Annotated in this window: 14 protein-coding genes and 1 tRNA gene; 6 read left to right on the top strand and 9 right to left on the bottom strand. The window is 52.1% G+C overall.

Annotation, left to right across the window (positions count from 1 at the left end; genetic code table 11):
• The coding region (locus ABJF76_RS14375; protein WP_413822600.1) for an ATP-dependent nuclease at positions 1-1,544 on the top strand (1,544 nt) is incomplete at its 5' end.
• Positions 1,545-1,653: 109 nt separating this feature from the next.
• Here the strand turns inward: ABJF76_RS14375 and ABJF76_RS14380 are convergent.
• Positions 1,654-1,956: a hypothetical protein gene (locus ABJF76_RS14380; RefSeq protein WP_413820787.1), complete on the bottom strand. Its 303-nt coding sequence runs from the start codon at positions 1,954-1,956 to the stop codon at positions 1,654-1,656.
• 283 nt (positions 1,957-2,239) lie between these two features.
• On the opposite strand from ABJF76_RS14380, the gene ABJF76_RS14385 reads away from it, so the two are divergent.
• The gene (locus tag ABJF76_RS14385; protein ID WP_413820788.1) at positions 2,240-2,422 is read left to right on the top strand and encodes a hypothetical protein; all 183 of its coding nucleotides are present in this window, start codon (positions 2,240-2,242) and stop codon (positions 2,420-2,422) included.
• Here ABJF76_RS14385 and ABJF76_RS14390 read toward each other — a convergent pair.
• From ABJF76_RS14390 to ABJF76_RS14415, 6 genes are all read right to left on the bottom strand, one after another.
• Positions 2,404-3,672 (bottom strand): integrase, encoded by a 1,269-nt coding sequence (locus ABJF76_RS14390; RefSeq protein ID WP_413820789.1) that lies wholly within the window; start codon positions 3,670-3,672, stop codon positions 2,404-2,406. The two genes, ABJF76_RS14385 and ABJF76_RS14390, sit on opposite strands and share 19 nt — an antisense overlap.
• Positions 3,673-3,823: 151 nt before the next feature.
• A tRNA-Ser gene (locus ABJF76_RS14395) sits at positions 3,824-3,913 on the bottom strand.
• A gap of 535 nt (positions 3,914-4,448) precedes the next feature.
• Positions 4,449-5,471 carry a glutathione S-transferase C-terminal domain-containing protein gene (locus ABJF76_RS14400; RefSeq protein ID WP_413820790.1) on the bottom strand — a complete coding sequence of 341 codons (1,023 nt, stop codon included), beginning with the start codon at positions 5,469-5,471 and terminating at the stop codon, positions 4,449-4,451.
• Positions 5,472-5,651: 180 nt separating this feature from the next.
• The gene (locus ABJF76_RS14405; RefSeq protein WP_413820791.1) at positions 5,652-7,163 is read right to left on the bottom strand and encodes a tripartite tricarboxylate transporter permease; all 1,512 of its coding nucleotides are present in this window, start codon (positions 7,161-7,163) and stop codon (positions 5,652-5,654) included.
• 1 nt (position 7,164) lies between these two features.
• Positions 7,165-7,647: a tripartite tricarboxylate transporter TctB family protein gene (locus ABJF76_RS14410; protein ID WP_413820792.1), complete on the bottom strand. Its 483-nt coding sequence runs from the start codon at positions 7,645-7,647 to the stop codon at positions 7,165-7,167.
• 64 nt (positions 7,648-7,711) lie between these two features.
• Positions 7,712-8,695, bottom strand: a complete 984-nt coding sequence (locus ABJF76_RS14415) for a Bug family tripartite tricarboxylate transporter substrate binding protein (RefSeq protein WP_413820793.1) — start codon at positions 8,693-8,695, stop codon at positions 7,712-7,714.
• 108 nt (positions 8,696-8,803) lie between these two features.
• Here ABJF76_RS14415 and ABJF76_RS14420 point away from each other — a divergent pair, with 108 nt between their 5' ends.
• The 4 genes from ABJF76_RS14420 to ABJF76_RS14435 all read left to right on the top strand — a co-directional run bounded on the left by ABJF76_RS14420 (position 8,804) and on the right by ABJF76_RS14435 (position 12,817).
• On the top strand, positions 8,804-9,472 hold the full coding sequence (locus tag ABJF76_RS14420) for a response regulator transcription factor (RefSeq protein WP_413820794.1): 669 nt from the start codon (positions 8,804-8,806) through the stop codon (positions 9,470-9,472).
• Complete coding sequence (locus ABJF76_RS14425; protein ID WP_413820795.1) at positions 9,462-10,829, top strand: sensor histidine kinase N-terminal domain-containing protein; 1,368 nt, start codon at positions 9,462-9,464, stop codon at positions 10,827-10,829. Before ABJF76_RS14420 ends, ABJF76_RS14425 begins: the two co-directional genes overlap by 11 nt.
• Positions 10,808-11,809 carry an ABC transporter substrate-binding protein gene (locus ABJF76_RS14430; RefSeq protein WP_413820796.1) on the top strand — a complete coding sequence of 334 codons (1,002 nt, stop codon included), beginning with the start codon at positions 10,808-10,810 and terminating at the stop codon, positions 11,807-11,809. Before ABJF76_RS14425 ends, ABJF76_RS14430 begins: the two co-directional genes overlap by 22 nt.
• Before the next feature lie 369 nt (positions 11,810-12,178).
• Positions 12,179-12,817 (top strand): glutathione S-transferase family protein, encoded by a 639-nt coding sequence (locus tag ABJF76_RS14435; RefSeq protein WP_413820797.1) that lies wholly within the window; start codon positions 12,179-12,181, stop codon positions 12,815-12,817.
• Positions 12,818-13,003: 186 nt separating this feature from the next.
• Here the strand turns inward: ABJF76_RS14435 and ABJF76_RS14440 are convergent, their stop codons facing one another.
• Positions 13,004-13,963 (bottom strand): ADP-ribosylglycohydrolase family protein, encoded by a 960-nt coding sequence (locus ABJF76_RS14440; protein ID WP_413820798.1) that lies wholly within the window; start codon positions 13,961-13,963, stop codon positions 13,004-13,006.
• Positions 13,964-13,989: 26 nt separating this feature from the next.
• On the bottom strand, positions 13,990-14,562 hold the full coding sequence (locus ABJF76_RS14445; RefSeq protein WP_413820799.1) for a TetR/AcrR family transcriptional regulator: 573 nt from the start codon (positions 14,560-14,562) through the stop codon (positions 13,990-13,992).
• Positions 14,563-14,671 lie beyond the last annotated feature (109 nt).

The following is a 14,671-nucleotide window of genomic DNA, read 5'->3' on the forward strand; positions in this document are numbered from 1 at the left end:
AGCTTTTCGACTTCGCACGTATTGAACAAGCCCCGCAGGAAGATGCGGAAGGCAACGCAATGGCTGCTGATCCGTTGCCTGAACCTCCGGAAAAAATGGAAATTTGGGGGTGGAGAAATTACGGCTACAAATCATGGTTTAAGGTTGTTGAGGCTGAGGCGCTAGGACTAGACGAAGAAAAGGTTTGTGAGTGGGCAAGAGAGAATGTCCCGAAATTTGTTTTAATCCAAGATTATGCATTTTCTGGAACACAAGTTGAATTGGATCAACTCAAGGCACGACTTGATAGGGCTGGTGGTGACAGATCAACACTTTCCGCTGAGGACCAAACGATCTTGATCGTCTTGGACCTTGCAGACATCGACATTGACGACTTTGTTGCAAAAGGGGCAACCGCAGAAGGCCGGACAACGAGGCAGTTTGACAAACGCGCAGCCTCAGCCTTTCTGACACAGCAATTCCAAAAGCTTTGGACACAGAAGAAAGTTCGTTTTGACATCGACATTGACGGACCAACATTAAATGTGTTCGCCGAAGATGAAGCTATCGGCTTTCCTGTTCGGTTGCATCGCAGATCGACAGGGTTCCGCTGGTATGTTTCTTTCGCATGGAAGTTTACTCATGCAAGCGATGGTGAATTTGAAAACTGTATATTGCTGCTTGAGGAACCGGGCGTTCACTTACACTACAGCGGCCAGCGCGACTTGTTAGGTGTTTTTGATAGCCTCTCCGAAAACAACACCGTCCTATATACAACTCACCTTGCATCTATGGTAGATCAATCGGCTCCTGAGCGTGTTAGAATTGTTGAAAGCACTGGCAAGCATTTGTCTCTTACGCATGGGGTTGTTAGCAAACAACGCGCACCTATGGCGGTGATTGAAAGCGCCTTGGGTCTGACATCTGATCTTTCGGGAATGCTTGGCAATCGGAAAGTATTGATAGTTGAGGGTGGAACCGACGCACTCATACTAAGCAAACTATCCGGATTGTTGAAATCGGGGGATAGAGTTGGATTGTCTGATCAAATTTACATGTGGCCAGCACAAACCTCCACTAAAGCCCCGATGTATGCTGCCTTCGCTATTGGCCAACGCTGGGATGCAGCGGTATTGTTAGATACTGATGATGCGGGAAATACCGCAAAAGAAAAAATTTCTGAAATGCAGCTTAAGGCCGTAGCAGAAGACGAAGGATATGAGTTCCGCGTATTGATGATGGGGGCTGCTTCTGGTGTAAAGAAAACTGACGTTGCTATTGAAGACATTTTTCCGGACAACTTTTTCCGTGAATGTGTAAACCGCGCCTATGGAATAATGATTCAAGACTCAGACTTACCTGCTGATGGTTCAACATTGATCGCAAAACGGGTGGAAAGTGTATTGAAGAACCGCCACGGGCGTAGCTTGGACAAGAAGCTGGTGCTGACTGAAATGCTCCAAGTTTTTGATAGCTGGCAAAAAGTTGATGACTTACCGGATGGCGTAGCAGAAACGTCCGAGAAACTTTTCAAAGCAGTAAATGCATCATTCAATTTCGAATGATGGGCCTAAGCAAGTTTTCTGCGCTGCAATTGGCAGCGCAGAAATCGGTTATTCCTCAAAGTAATTGGGGAGAACTAGATTGCGAGTATATCAAGCGTAGAGGTTTTTGCTATGCAGCTTTAGGGCCAAGTTTCATGGCAACCAAAATTGCCGCTTGTCCATAAGTGCGGTCTAACACGGGCAAAGGCTCACCTAGAAATGTCTGAACGGCTACACGCTGGAACGGGCAAGCAATTATCTCCTCACGTTTCTGGGCGTTCTGTTCGGCTCCAATCACTGAAAGGGCTTGCGTAAAGACTTCGACATCATCGGGGCTTATATCGTCATTTCTGCTTTCAATTGCAGAAATGAAACCCTCCGAAAAGTCTGCTTCGCTTATAGATATTGGTGATGTTTTCGTATCATCAAGCATGGATGTTTTCCTTATTGGTTTCGATTGTCGCGGCTCGGTTGAAATGATCGTCAAATCAACTTGCAATCGGGCCGCACCAAAACAATATCACCTCCCCAAACGGAAAAACTTAGGATAAAGTAGGATTCTTAGATTGGACTAAGTCATTGTTTTTAATAAATAATAGTAGCCTAAAAAATAGGCGATTTGTAAAGCGTGGGATTTTCGTCAATTTTCTTACCATAGGGCAAAGAAAAATCCGCCCAAACAGTTAGAGCGTCAAACAGAACGCTATAGGGAATCCATGTCTTACGATTTGGAAACCCTTAGATACACAGAACGCAGGCTTGCCGCCCTTGTGGTGGCGAACCCTGTTTATGTGCCGCTCTTTGTGCGTGTTCAAAACGAAATCGAAATTCTGACCAACACCCAAGACACCGTGGCAAAGGCCAAAGCCATTGCGGATAGCTACAAAGCGGTTGCTTGAACAATCTCTTGCAGGTGCTGCAAGCTTGCACCCTTGCCATAGCGCTCACGGTTCAAGGCATGGCCCATCAAATCGCGCCGGATACGTTCATCAACACCAGCCGCCAACTGCCGATCCTCAAAGGAATGGCGTAGCCCATAAAGCGAGTGCTTTGGCGTTTCCAACAAGCCATTGTTGCGCAGGTATTTGTTGACCACGGCGCTCAACCCCGCCGAACTGCCACGATACCGCTCAAAACCTTCGGGGAAGGCCTTGAGCGCCTCAAGGGACACACCACAGACCGGAATGCATCTCTTGGCGTTAGAACTCTTAAGTTGGCGTCCTACGGCCTCAATAGAGATATGCGGCACGTCTGCGTCCAGATGGATGCAATCGGGTGTAAGTGCTGCCAACTCGCTTGGCCGTGCGCCCGTGTTGACCATGAGCCGGACAATAGCCGCAGCCTGATCATTCAACCCGTCCAACGCACCATCTGCCAAGATTTTATCTGTGATCCACGTATCAGAAAATGAGGGCCGTTGCTTGGCTTCGCTTTCTTTGAATGCCAATCCGGTTAGGGGCAAAATCAGGCCAAGGCGTTTCATCACGTTCACGGTTTTCAAAACATCGCCAAGATGGGTGAAGTCTTTGTTTGCGGACGTGGTTGCCAGCCCTTCGCTTTCAATCTTGTCCATCCACCAGCCGCGAAAGTCCAACATATCGTCGGAGGTAATTTTGGTGATTGCCTTGTCACCACAGACCTCAACAAAGTTGTTCACAGCTTTGATGCGGGGATTTTTCCAACGGCGTAGCTGATCAACTGATTTGCCTTGAATTTTATCACGGGCAAGCTGCCAATACAGGTCCAAGCATTGTGATACCTTAAGCGCTGGTGGCTCTGCACCGCCTAGCAACGCTTCAGCCTCAAAAGTGTCCGGTTGATTTTCAGGGCCACTGATCGCCGCGACCCGTTCAACAACTTGCTCTAGATCATCGGCAAGGCGGTTGGCTGGCATATACCGAAAACCCCGCGCCGCAGCCAATTCCTTTGCCGCTTCAAACCGTTGATCTGCATCTTTGGTATCGCCTTTTAGCTTGGCTTCCCAACCGTCCAACATCTGTGACCATACCAACGGGGCTTTGTCTTGCGCCTCGCGCTCACTGTCTGTTCCAAGAGAACACCAAACGAATGTGCGCGGCTCAACCGAAGCGTAACGCTTGGGAACACGCTTATAGAGTGAAAATTTCTTACCGCGCTTCTTAATGGACATAGCGATTGGCCTCACGTTTGGATGAGGCGTGTATAGCGTTTTGTATAGCTAAATGTATAGTAAATACGAATCCAAAAGAAGCCGTGAGGAAGGTAAAGGCCTTCAAGTATTTGGTTTTATTGTAGAAAAATTTACGGATGCCAGATGTGGGTGGCGGAGACGAAGGGATTCGAACCCTCGAGACCCTTCCGGGCCTACTCCCTTAGCAGGGGAGCGCCTTCGACCACTCGGCCACGTCTCCGCCGACCTCATTAGTGATCAACACTCTGAATAACAAGCGCATTTTCTAAACTATTTCCGGAACAATCTAAGTGGCTGTTTTCGTTTGGCTCTTGGAAGCTTGTACCATTTGTGCTTTCGCAAATTACCTAGTGTTGTCGCCGAAGAACTCCACTCTTCGGCGAAATACTGTGATGCCACCTTTGTAAAGCGCCAGGTTTGGTTATCGAAATAAGGAATTGCTCTTACGCGTCGGTGATCCGTTGGGGGTGCCTTGGACTCTCTAGGTTACGATTATGTGATGCTGGATTGGGTTGTACGGGATGATCTGGCTGAGAACGGTCTTGATCATGCGAATGTAAACTGGAGGTGTACTTGACCGTTCTTTGGAGCAGCTCCTAATTTAACATCCGCGAAGCTTCGACAACCTGAGGACAACCGGAAGCTAACCAAAGTTGGGTCCAATCAAATCGCGGTTCTTGACGTCGGGCTATCTTTAGAATTCGCCTGTATGTTTCCTGAAAACGCGGGTTCAAATTGGCGTCGCATTTTGGGGGTTAACGATTGGAAAGATCAGGCTGAAGGTAGGCTTCGGGGTAGGGCATTGGCTTTCGCGGCCCTTTGGGGACAACCCCATTCCATGACCGTCCAAAGTACCCCTGCCGACAATGAACAAGTGATCCAGCTGCCGCGACGCCCGGCATTGCATAGACGCGACACAACCAGCGCCACAGGTGCGGATAGTCAAGAACCCGCGCGCCGTTCAATTTCATGCGCAGATAGTAGACAGGGTCATGACGGTAAAGCGTCGGAAACAGCCGCAGATCGGCTTCTGTGAATTGGTTTCCAGTTAGAAAAGAACGCCCATCTGACAGTCGATCATCAAGTGCTTCTAACGTTTTGAAGTAGGCATCAAAAGCGGCTGCATAGACCGATTGATCCGATGAAAACCCAGCCTTGTATGCCCCATTGTTGATGGTCGTATAGATTAGCTTGTTTAGTTCGTGGATGTCTTTCTTTAGCGCGTCGTGTGTGGGTAACAACTGGACGCGATTGGCCGTCGCGATATTACTGCCAAGGGCGTCTGCATGTGCATCGAACATCCGGATGATCTCTGCGCTTTCGTTGTTCACGATGCGGCCAGCGATTTTGTCATAAAGGATCGGGACGGATTGTTCTTCTGAACCTTCAGCTTGGTAGATGTCCTTGGCCAAGCGCAATCCTTTACCGGTGCCCGTTTCGCCAGTGCATTCGGGCAGGGGGGCGCCTGTAAGTGTTGCTGTGCGCTTTGGTGCGAATTCCCAAAGGTTGGGGCCGTCGGGATCGTTTTCGTCTGTGCGGTTTGGAAAGGCGACATCCATTGTAATGCCGTTCTGCAATCCCAACACATTGCGCGCCAAGGTCACGCGATGGCACCACGGACAATTAAGCGCCACGTACAAGTGGTAACGGCCGGGTTCGGCAGGAAAGTCAGGATCGCCAATGACCCCGCGAAAACCGCTGATGCCGCGTACAAATTCGCCTTTTGCGCGGCGCTGCTTGATTGCGACCTGGTCTTCTTGAGTTGATTTATCAGTCATATCGCCATCATCACGCTCTGAGCCGGTGAAGCAAGATGATTGATGTTACTGGAGTTTCCTAATCGCGCATATGCAGCCCGAGCACTTGAAACGACGCTAATATGCGAAAGCGGCAGCCGATTTGTATGTCGGCTGCCGCAGGTCGTCTTTGTATTCAGTTGTAGTGGTGTTGCTGACGGCTTAATCGCCGTCGGCAACACCCTTTGCGCGCGCTTTTGCGCGGTGGGCGCGATAGCTTGGCAACACCACAAGAAATGCGGCAATCACCAAAAGCCCTAGGGTCATCGGACGCTCCCAGATAAAGCTGATACCATCATAAAGCTGCATGGAGCGCGAAAAGTTGTCCTCCATCATGCCGCCAAGAATGAACCCGATCAGCAAAGGCGCAAGCGGGTAATCTGCAAACTTCAGTGCCGTCGCGCAGATGCCGAAACCGACCAGCAAAAGCAGTTCTGTTGCGTTGTTTTGACCGATGTAGGCCCCCATCAAAGTAAAGAACAGGATGAAGGGGATCAGGAACGTGCGTGGCACGGTCAGAACTTTGGCGATGTAGGGGATCAAGGGCAGGTTGAGGATCAAAAGCACAAGGTTGCCAATGAACATCGACATAATGACAGCCCAGAAAATCTGCGGATCATCCAGCATCAGGCGCGGCCCCGGCGTAACGTTCAAGGCAATCAGCGCGCCCAAAAGGATCGCAGTTGTGCCAGAACCCGGAATACCAAGCGTCAAAAGCGGAACAAACGAGCCTGTACAGGCCGCGTTGTTGGCCGTTTCTGGTGCTGCAAGGCCTTTGATCGAACCCTTGCCGAACTCGTCCTGTTCATGCTTGGGCGCGATATTGCGTTCGACCGCATAGCCAAGGAAGCTGGCGATCGTCGCCCCTGCGCCCGGCAGAACGCCGATGAAGAACCCTTGCAAAGATTGACGACCAATCACTGGCGCAATCGCTTTGGCTTCAGCGCGCGTGATACGCAGGTCTTTGATCTCGCCCTCGTCGCCCTTAAGGTCCTTAGGTTTCAGGACAAGAAACAAGGCTTCGGGCAAGGCAAACATAGCCATTGCAAGCGTGATAAAACCAAAGCCCGACTGAAGGTCCAAAATCCCCATCGTAAAGCGGGGTTGGTTGAACAATGCGCCTTCGCCCACGGTAGCCATGATCAGACCAAGAACGGTCATGATCATCGCCTTGGCGACTTGTCCGGTGCCCGCGAAAGCGGCAATTGCCGACAGGCCGACAACCATCAAGGCAAAGTACTCAGCCGAATGGAACAGTAACGCGACAGATGACAAAGCGGGGGCAAAAATCATCAACAGAAGTGCGCCAATGCTGCCACCTGCAAAACTGGCGATGGCTGCGATGGTCAGCGCCTTACCGGCCTTGCCTTTCCGTGCCATGGGATAGCCATCGAAACTTGACGCGACTGTTCCCGCAACACCCGGCGCATTGAGCAGGATCGACGAGGTCGAGCCACCGAAGATGGCCCCGTAATAAACGCCCGCCAAAAGAATAAGTGCGGCCGAAGGATCGCCCATGGAAATAGCCACGGGGATCATAATGGCGATGATTGACATCGGGCCCAACCCGGGCAGCATTCCGATGAATGTGCCGATCAGGCAGCCCGCGACAACCATCGCGAGGTTTTGAAACGATAAGGCCGTTGTGAGGCCGATCAGTAATCCTTCAAGCATGTTAGCCTCCCAAAAAGCCCGGCAAGGGGCGCATATAGATACCAAGAACTTCTTGAACCAAATACCAAACGGCCACGGTGGCGATCAGGGCCACCGGAAGCATGATGTGCCACTTCCGGTCACCCAGAATGTAAGACCCTAGAATGAGGAACGCCGAGGTCGAAATTAGAAACCCAACGGGGCGCAGGCAAAGCGCGTAAGCGATCATCAAAGCGAGTAACAAAAGCGCTTGTCCAAGGTGGTAATCCCCCAAGCGACGGTAATCGATTTCGGCTTCTTTAGGTTCGCTTTTTTCAAAGCCAAGCAGAATGGCCAGCGCAGCGATGATAGCAAGAATGGACAAAACCTTGGGGAAGGTGCTTGGCCAAATCGGGTTCCGCCGCATGAAAGGGGCAAGATCGCCATCCATTGTGAACCAAGCGGCATAACCATACGCTAGGCATATGCCCAACAACACAAGTGCGATCCAACGATCTAACGCCATAACGTCCCCTCCCAAGGCAAGTCGTGGTAAGGCAGAGCGGCGGACCGCTCTGCCGATTTGATTTTTAAAGGAAGCCCAGCTTCTTCATGAGATCGCCGATGACCTTTTCTTGGTCTTCGAGGAACGCTTTGAAGTCGTCGCCACTGTTGTGGATGTTGACCCAACCGTTGCGTGCACGCACTTCTTCCCACTCGGGGGTATCGTACATTTTGTCGAGAGCGTCCTGATAGGCGGTCACTTGTTCGGCGGGCATGCCCGGTGCACCGAAGAACCCGCGCCAGTTAACGAACGTGGTGTCGATGCCTTGTTCAATCATGGTTTGTGCATCAGGGGCCGCGGCGACGCGTTCGTCCGATGTGACGCCGATGATTTTGACTTCGCCTGCGTCTGCAAGATCGACAGCTTCAGAAAAGCCAGTGGACAGGGCTGCGATTTCACCTGACAGCAGAGACGCCATGGCTTTGCCGCCTGCGTCGTAGGGGATGTATTTAACACCCAACGCATCTTTGCCTGCCGCTTCCATCACCATAGCTGCCACAAGGTGGTCCATGCCGCCTGGAACTGAACCGCCGCCTACGGCTGTGCCGCTTGGGTCTGCGTCAAAGGCCGCCAAAAGATCACTCATCGAGTTGATCGGGCTGTCTTTGCCGACAACGATGGCTGCATAGTCACCGATTGTGCCGGACACGAGGGTCAGGTCACGGAAGTTATGTGGAAACACACCGGTGAGCGAGCGGATCACGATGGGGGTCGAGTTGACCATCAACGTGCCATGGTTGCTTTCCGCGTTTTCGATCAGAAAGCCGATGGCTTTACCGCCGCCGCCGCCCGACATGTTTTCGTAAGACGCTTTTCCGACGATACCCGCGCCAGTCAGCGCCTCGCCGGTACCGCGTGCGGTTCCGTCCCAACCACCACCGGCACCGCCGGGGATCAGAAAGTGAATGCTGTCCAGAACTTGGTGCCCATCAGCGGCAACCGGCCCTGTCAGTCCGAAAGCGGCCACAGCCGCGATTAGGGCGCGACGGCCCAGCTTAAAATTCGACATATTGTCCTCCCAGTTGACAACTGTCCGCATGGCGGCTCAGTTGAAATGAAAGAATGCACGTCAACCTGACACTAACCTGTCACACGCGAATAATAGTCCGGACCCCTCATGAAATTTTTGTTGGTTGAAGACAATCAAGAGCTGGCCAACGCGATTCTGTCGCGCATGGGATTGGATGGTCATGTCATTGATCATGCAACGAAATTAGAAGACGCGCGGGCCTTTGTCGCGACGGGCGACTATGATCTAATTCTATTGGATATCATGCTGCCGGACGGCGACGGGCGGGAGTTTTTAAGACAGCATCGCGCCAGTGATCAAGATACGCCGGTGATTATTTTGACGGCGCGCAGTCAGGTATCAGACCGAATCGGTTCGCTGGATCTCGGGGCGGATGACTACGTCACCAAACCATTTGATCACGCCGAGCTGGAAGCACGATGTCGCGCCGTTTTGCGTCGAAAATCCGGGATCGCCAAGACGACAATTGAAGTCGGTGGCATCGCTTTTGATCCAGTCGCCGGCAGCCTGAATATCGCCGGGAAAGAGATTACCTTGCGCAATCGCGAGCTGCGTCTGTTGGAACTGTTTTTGAATGCGCCGGGGCAGGTGTTTTCCAAGCAGAAATTGGCTGATCGGTTGTTTTCCTATGACGACGATGTCTCGGAAAACGCCATCGAAGTTTATGTCGGCCGCTTGCGCCGCCACCTGCAAGGATCAAGCATGAAAATCACCACATTGCGTGGGCTTGGGTATCGGTTGGGTCATGACGGGTAATCCGACCATCGCGGGCTCTCTCAGAAACCGCCTTATGGTGACGTTGATCGGCGGGGCGGCCTTGCTGGCGATCCTTTTGTTTTTTGTTGTCAGGAATTATGCTGAGCAGGTTGCTCAACAAGGTCAGGACAATATCCTTGTTGCCTCTGTCACTTCGATCTTGGATGCTGCCGCCATACGGGACGGTATCGTCGAGGTCGATATCCCCTATGCCGCCTTTTCGATGCTAAGCACGTCTGCGGATGATCGGGTGTTTTATGCAATCTTTCAGGACGGCGATTTTCTGTCTGGTTATGAAGAACTACCTTTTGCCGACGATCCGTTGAATGGGAATAGGAATTTTCAGACGAACGAGGTGCGTGGTGCAACCGTTCGGCAGATCAGCGCGACCCGTACATTGATCGGCGCAGATCAACGGATTGAAATTCAAATCGCGCTTGCCCAAACACGAGATGCCCTGTCTGAAACCCTTGACCAAATTTCGCGCAATGCAGCCATTTTTGGCGTTGGTTTTTTTGCACTGGCCGTCGCTTTGTCGTTGTGGGCCACGTCGGTGACTATGGGGCAACTGAACAAACTTACGACATCGGTTACTCGGCGTGGGCCACAAGATTTGACGCCGTTCAAAAAAGCAGTGCCGCGTGAAATGGCGCCCTTGGTCACATCCTTGAACTCACTCATGGGGCGGCTTGATCAGTCATTGAAGCAGTCAGAGGACTTTATCGCTGAAGCCGCTCATCGGGTGCGCACCCCGCTTGCGACGGTCAGATCCTATGCCGAGGCCACGTTGCAGCGCGTGCACAAGGAAGAAAACCGCGAAGCAATGCGATCCATGGTCAGGGCGATCGACGAAAGTTCTCGCGCGGCCGGCCAGCTTTTGGATCACGCCATGATCACCTTCCGAGCGGATCATTTGGAGCGGGAGGACATCGATTTAGTTGAGTTGGTGTGCGATCTTGTTTCAAGGCTGACGCCGATTGCGGAAATGAAGGATCTAACGCTGTCCGTGCATGGTGATACGGCGGTTCCCGTCGCGGGCGACGCTATTTTGATCCAAAGTGCAGTGCGAAACCTTATTGATAACGCTATGAAATATAGCCCTGCTGAAAGTGCTATCGAGGTCTGGGTATCAACCACCCCGCATCCTCAGGTGACAGTGTGTGACCATGGGCCGGGATTTCCGACTGATGAAATCGACAAGTTGGTCGGGCGTTTCAAACGCGGCCAAAACGCGGAAGGCACCATCGGTTCGGGCTTGGGTCTGACGATCGCGCAGGACGTTGCAGTGGCCCACGGTGGTACTATTGAATTGACAAACCAATCGGAGGGCGGAGCGTGCGTTTCTATTTCGTTTTAGCATTCTTGCTGTTGGCCCAAGCTGGGCTTGCTCAAAGTTGGGAAGACCGTCAGGTCTTTGGAAGCTCAGATGCTTCACCAACTTTGCGCATCATTTCAAGCACGGACACTGATCTATTTGCGCCATTGATTCAGTCTTTCGTTAGCACCAATCCCAATGTGTCGATCGAGTATTTGGTCACCAGTACCGCTGACCTTGATCGGCAATTTCGCAAAGACCCAACGGCCTTTGATATCGCAATCTCCAGCGCCATGGATTTGCAACTCAAGCTTACAAATGATGGTTTTGCGCTGGCCCTCGAGAACATCTCGCATCCTGTTTGGGCGGAATGGCGTCAAAGCCTGTTCGCGTTTACATCGGAGCCCGCCGCGATTGTCATCAACCGGGCTGCATTCGAAGGCGTGCCAATCCCGCAAACACGTCAAGAACTGATCGAGGCACTGCGTGCGCGGCCCGACGTGTTTCGAAATCGCATCGGGACCTACGACGTCCGCCTATCGGGGCTTGGTTATTTGTTTGCTACGCAGGATGCGCGCGCCTCCGAAACATTTTGGCGTCTTATGGAAGTGATGGGCGGTCTCGATGCGCGTCTTTATTGTTGTTCGGGGGATATGATTGACGATCTGACCAATGGCACAATTGCGGTCGCTTACAATGTGCTTGGCAGTTATGCTCAAGCCCGTGTTGATAACACACTTGAGATTGTGTTGCCTTCAGATTTTCCGACGACAATGATGCGGACTGCGCTGGTTTCCAATGCCTCACGAACACCAGAAGTCGCCGAACAGTTCATTAGGCACCTCGTCACATATCAATCCAACCTCGTCGATAAAGCGCGATCTTTGCCGTCACTTCATGCAAGCGATACTGTCGCCGAACGTCAGACCATTGCGCTGGAACCTGCCTTGATGACGTTTCTCGACACTCTCAAACGGAACAATTTCCTTACTGAATGGGAAAGTGCGTTGATTCAAAACTAACAGGCTGAGGTTTTGGTGCACAAATCGGTTAATGATGGCCGCTGTTTGATTGGTAAAGGCGCGGGTCAAATCCGGAACAAACGTGGTTCGATAGGTGTAAACATTGGCATGATTTACGAGAAACGCTGCCTCGCAGATGGGCGTATTTCCGTCCCAAATTGAAATAACCATTTGTTATTGAAAGGCTTTTGTAACGCGCTGAATTTCCGTTGGTCGGGTTACTGTGCAAAGCAAGCGTGGCCATTGTGTTTTAACACGGTTTTTTCGCGCTTTCCGGCAGGGACAAAACAACGCTACACATGGCGGGTAAATCCTGCCGACACGTTCTGTCGACAAGGGCAGTCGTTGACCAGAAAAGGGCCTCAGAAAATGATCGATCTTTACACATGGACCACACCTAATGGACGCAAAGTTTCGATTATGCTCGAAGAGCTTGGGATAGAATACAACGTCATACCCATCAACATCTCTAAGGATGAACAGTTTGCGCCTGACTTTTTGAAGATTGCTCCGAACAACCGTATTCCAGCTATCGTGGATCACGAAACCGGTGTGCATTTGATGGAGACCGGCGCCATCATGATGTACCTCGCGGACAAGTACAACAAATTCAAAGTTGATGGGCCCGAACATTGGCGGATGGTCGAATGGTTGATGTGGCAGATGGGCGGGCTTGGTCCAATGTTGGGGCAGGTGCATCACTTTGTGAAGTACAACGCCGGTAAAGCGGAATACGCTGAACAGCGGTATTCGAATGAGGCCAAGCGGCTTTACAAAGTTCTCAACACCCGGCTCGAGGGGCGCGATTTTGTCGCGGGCGTAGACCGCGGTGAATATACGATTGCGGATATGGCGATGTTCCCATGGATCGCCCGGCATGACTGGCAACAGATTGATCTTAATGATTTTCCCAATGTGCGTGATTGGTATTTGCGCATCGTCGAACGCCCCGCAACAAAGCGTGGTTATGACATTCCTAAATACGTGACAGATATTCCGATGCCATGAAAATAGGGCCCTGAAAACGGGCGCAAAGGTTAAAGCCCGCGGTCAGTAAAACGCGGGCTTTAAAATGATTGAGCCGCTTGTGCACATCGCTGCTTAGGCGGGTCTTCTAATTTTTGTCTTAGGATTGGCAAGGCCGCTTAATATAGATGCAGGTGCCTACCTTCAAACGGCGTGACGATCTTTGCGTTACTTGGCTGAAAGTGCGGCAAGCGTTTCGCAATCTTGCAAAACTGCGCCACCGTCCTTCAGCTTAAGAACCCATGACAACGGCACACCTGTGGGTGTTGCCACACCGTGAACGCGCCCCATAATTGCGCCAAGCATAATGGCACGCCCGGCGGTGTCGCCTGCGGCTAGAATGTTGCGTTCGATGGCTTCTTGATAGGAAGAGCTGCGCGCAAGGATGTGGAACACCACCGGGCTTGCTGCGGACAAATAGCACGCGCGCCCCATCAGGCCGTTAAGACCGGCAAAAACGACTGTGTCGTCTTCGGTTGTATTCAACGCGTTCAGCAAATCAGCTTTTGCGATGTCGTCAGCGCCATTTGCTGCGGCGACAAGAGCGTCATCTAAGGCCTCGCCATTCATGACCCGCGTCGCAAGGTCCGCAAAGACGTTGCTAAAGGCGGTTGCCTCATCGTTTATGTTGGTGACTTCCATGGCCGTCTTGATCATGTCAGGCAGCTGGTCCTGACCTTGGTAACCCACCAAGATTGCAGGAAGTCGGGCTAGGGCTGGTGTTTGATTGTCGTCTATCCCCGACGGATTTACATCCGCTGCAATGTTGGCCAAAGCGCCCAGAGTGGGGCGATCCATGAACCCAACAAAAGGCCCACCTGCGCCGAAAAACGCAGTAAAGGCAGACTGATAGGCGGGAACGTCAAATGTGCCATCATTGGCGTTCATGGATTTGATCGCCAGGTGCAGAACTTCGCCGATTTGGGTGAACATGCCGTTTTCACGGTCTTTGTGGGCAAAGGTTTTGACGCCTTCAAAGTTGCGCGCCTCAACTGGCGTAAACGCGCATTGCCCGTTCTGGCGGGCTGTGACTGCAGCGACGCGATCTACGTTGTAGATCCAGTGCAAACCCAAGCAAGCGGCGTCGGCAACAAGGGCACCAAGTAGAAGATCAGCGTTGTGGTTCATTGGAAGTCCTTTGGTGTGGGGGGCGTTTATGCAGCAATGCGCGCCATCAAAAGCGTCGTGGCGGTTTCAAACAGTGTGGGGTTTTCTTCGGCGCGCGCAGCAAGTTGCGCCCCTTCCATCAATGACATCGCCGAGGCGGCCTCAAACGCTGGGTGTGTGACGCCAGATATGGACCCGTCAGCGCGCCCTTTTTCAAATGCGGCTGTCATCCATTTTACGACCATTGCGCGGAATTGGCTGATTTCTTCGATGACTTCGGCGGGCAGACTGTCGCGGCTGGCGGAAAAGGACGCACATAAACAGATGCGTTTGCCATCGTCGCTGCCGGTTTTGTATTGTCGGATCAGGTCTGCCAACTGCGCGCCACCGGTGTCATTTGATGCGTCGATTTTCGCACAAATTTCTTGGAAATTAGCGTGATACCGCTGCATGAGCGCGACGGCCAGCGTCGCCTTGGATGGGAAGTGGTGGTGAATGCTTGCTTTGCGGATCCCGACGTCTTGGGCCAGATCCGCATAGCTGAAACCGTCAAAACCCAGCCTGCGTGCGGCGTTTTCAGCAGAGTTCAGCAAAGCGGTTTTTGTGTCAATTGTTGGCATCACGGGCACCTATTTTGGCGTTCAAGACAGCTGGTACGTTTCACCATTAGAACCCCCTCAGGCGCGGGGCGCAAGGTCGACAACGTTGCTCCGCGACACCTGAAAAGGT

This window comes from Tateyamaria sp. (assembly GCF_039940735.1).
Classification (GTDB): Bacteria; Pseudomonadota; Alphaproteobacteria; order Rhodobacterales; family Rhodobacteraceae; genus Tateyamaria.

Excerpts from the sequence above, each read along its gene's own strand:
- ABJF76_RS14380 (WP_413820787.1), bottom strand. The coding sequence starts at position 1,956 with ATGCTTGATGATACGAAAACATCACCAATATCTATAAGCGAAGCAGAC.
- ABJF76_RS14390 (WP_413820789.1), bottom strand. The coding sequence starts at position 3,672 with ATGTCCATTAAGAAGCGCGGTAAGAAATTTTCACTCTATAAGCGTGTT.
- ABJF76_RS14400 (WP_413820790.1), bottom strand. The coding sequence starts at position 5,471 with ATGACTGATAAATCAACTCAAGAAGACCAGGTCGCAATCAAGCAGCGC.
- ABJF76_RS14440 (WP_413820798.1), bottom strand. The coding sequence starts at position 13,963 with ATGAACCACAACGCTGATCTTCTACTTGGTGCCCTTGTTGCCGACGCC.
- ABJF76_RS14415 (WP_413820793.1), bottom strand. The coding sequence starts at position 8,695 with ATGTCGAATTTTAAGCTGGGCCGTCGCGCCCTAATCGCGGCTGTGGCC.
- ABJF76_RS14410 (WP_413820792.1), bottom strand. The coding sequence starts at position 7,647 with ATGGCGTTAGATCGTTGGATCGCACTTGTGTTGTTGGGCATATGCCTA.
- ABJF76_RS14445 (WP_413820799.1), bottom strand. The coding sequence starts at position 14,562 with ATGCCAACAATTGACACAAAAACCGCTTTGCTGAACTCTGCTGAAAAC.
- ABJF76_RS14420 (WP_413820794.1), top strand. The coding sequence starts at position 8,804 with ATGAAATTTTTGTTGGTTGAAGACAATCAAGAGCTGGCCAACGCGATT.
- ABJF76_RS14385 (WP_413820788.1), top strand. The coding sequence starts at position 2,240 with ATGTCTTACGATTTGGAAACCCTTAGATACACAGAACGCAGGCTTGCC.
- ABJF76_RS14425 (WP_413820795.1), top strand. The coding sequence starts at position 9,462 with ATGACGGGTAATCCGACCATCGCGGGCTCTCTCAGAAACCGCCTTATG.
- ABJF76_RS14405 (WP_413820791.1), bottom strand. The coding sequence starts at position 7,163 with ATGCTTGAAGGATTACTGATCGGCCTCACAACGGCCTTATCGTTTCAA.
- ABJF76_RS14435 (WP_413820797.1), top strand. The coding sequence starts at position 12,179 with ATGATCGATCTTTACACATGGACCACACCTAATGGACGCAAAGTTTCG.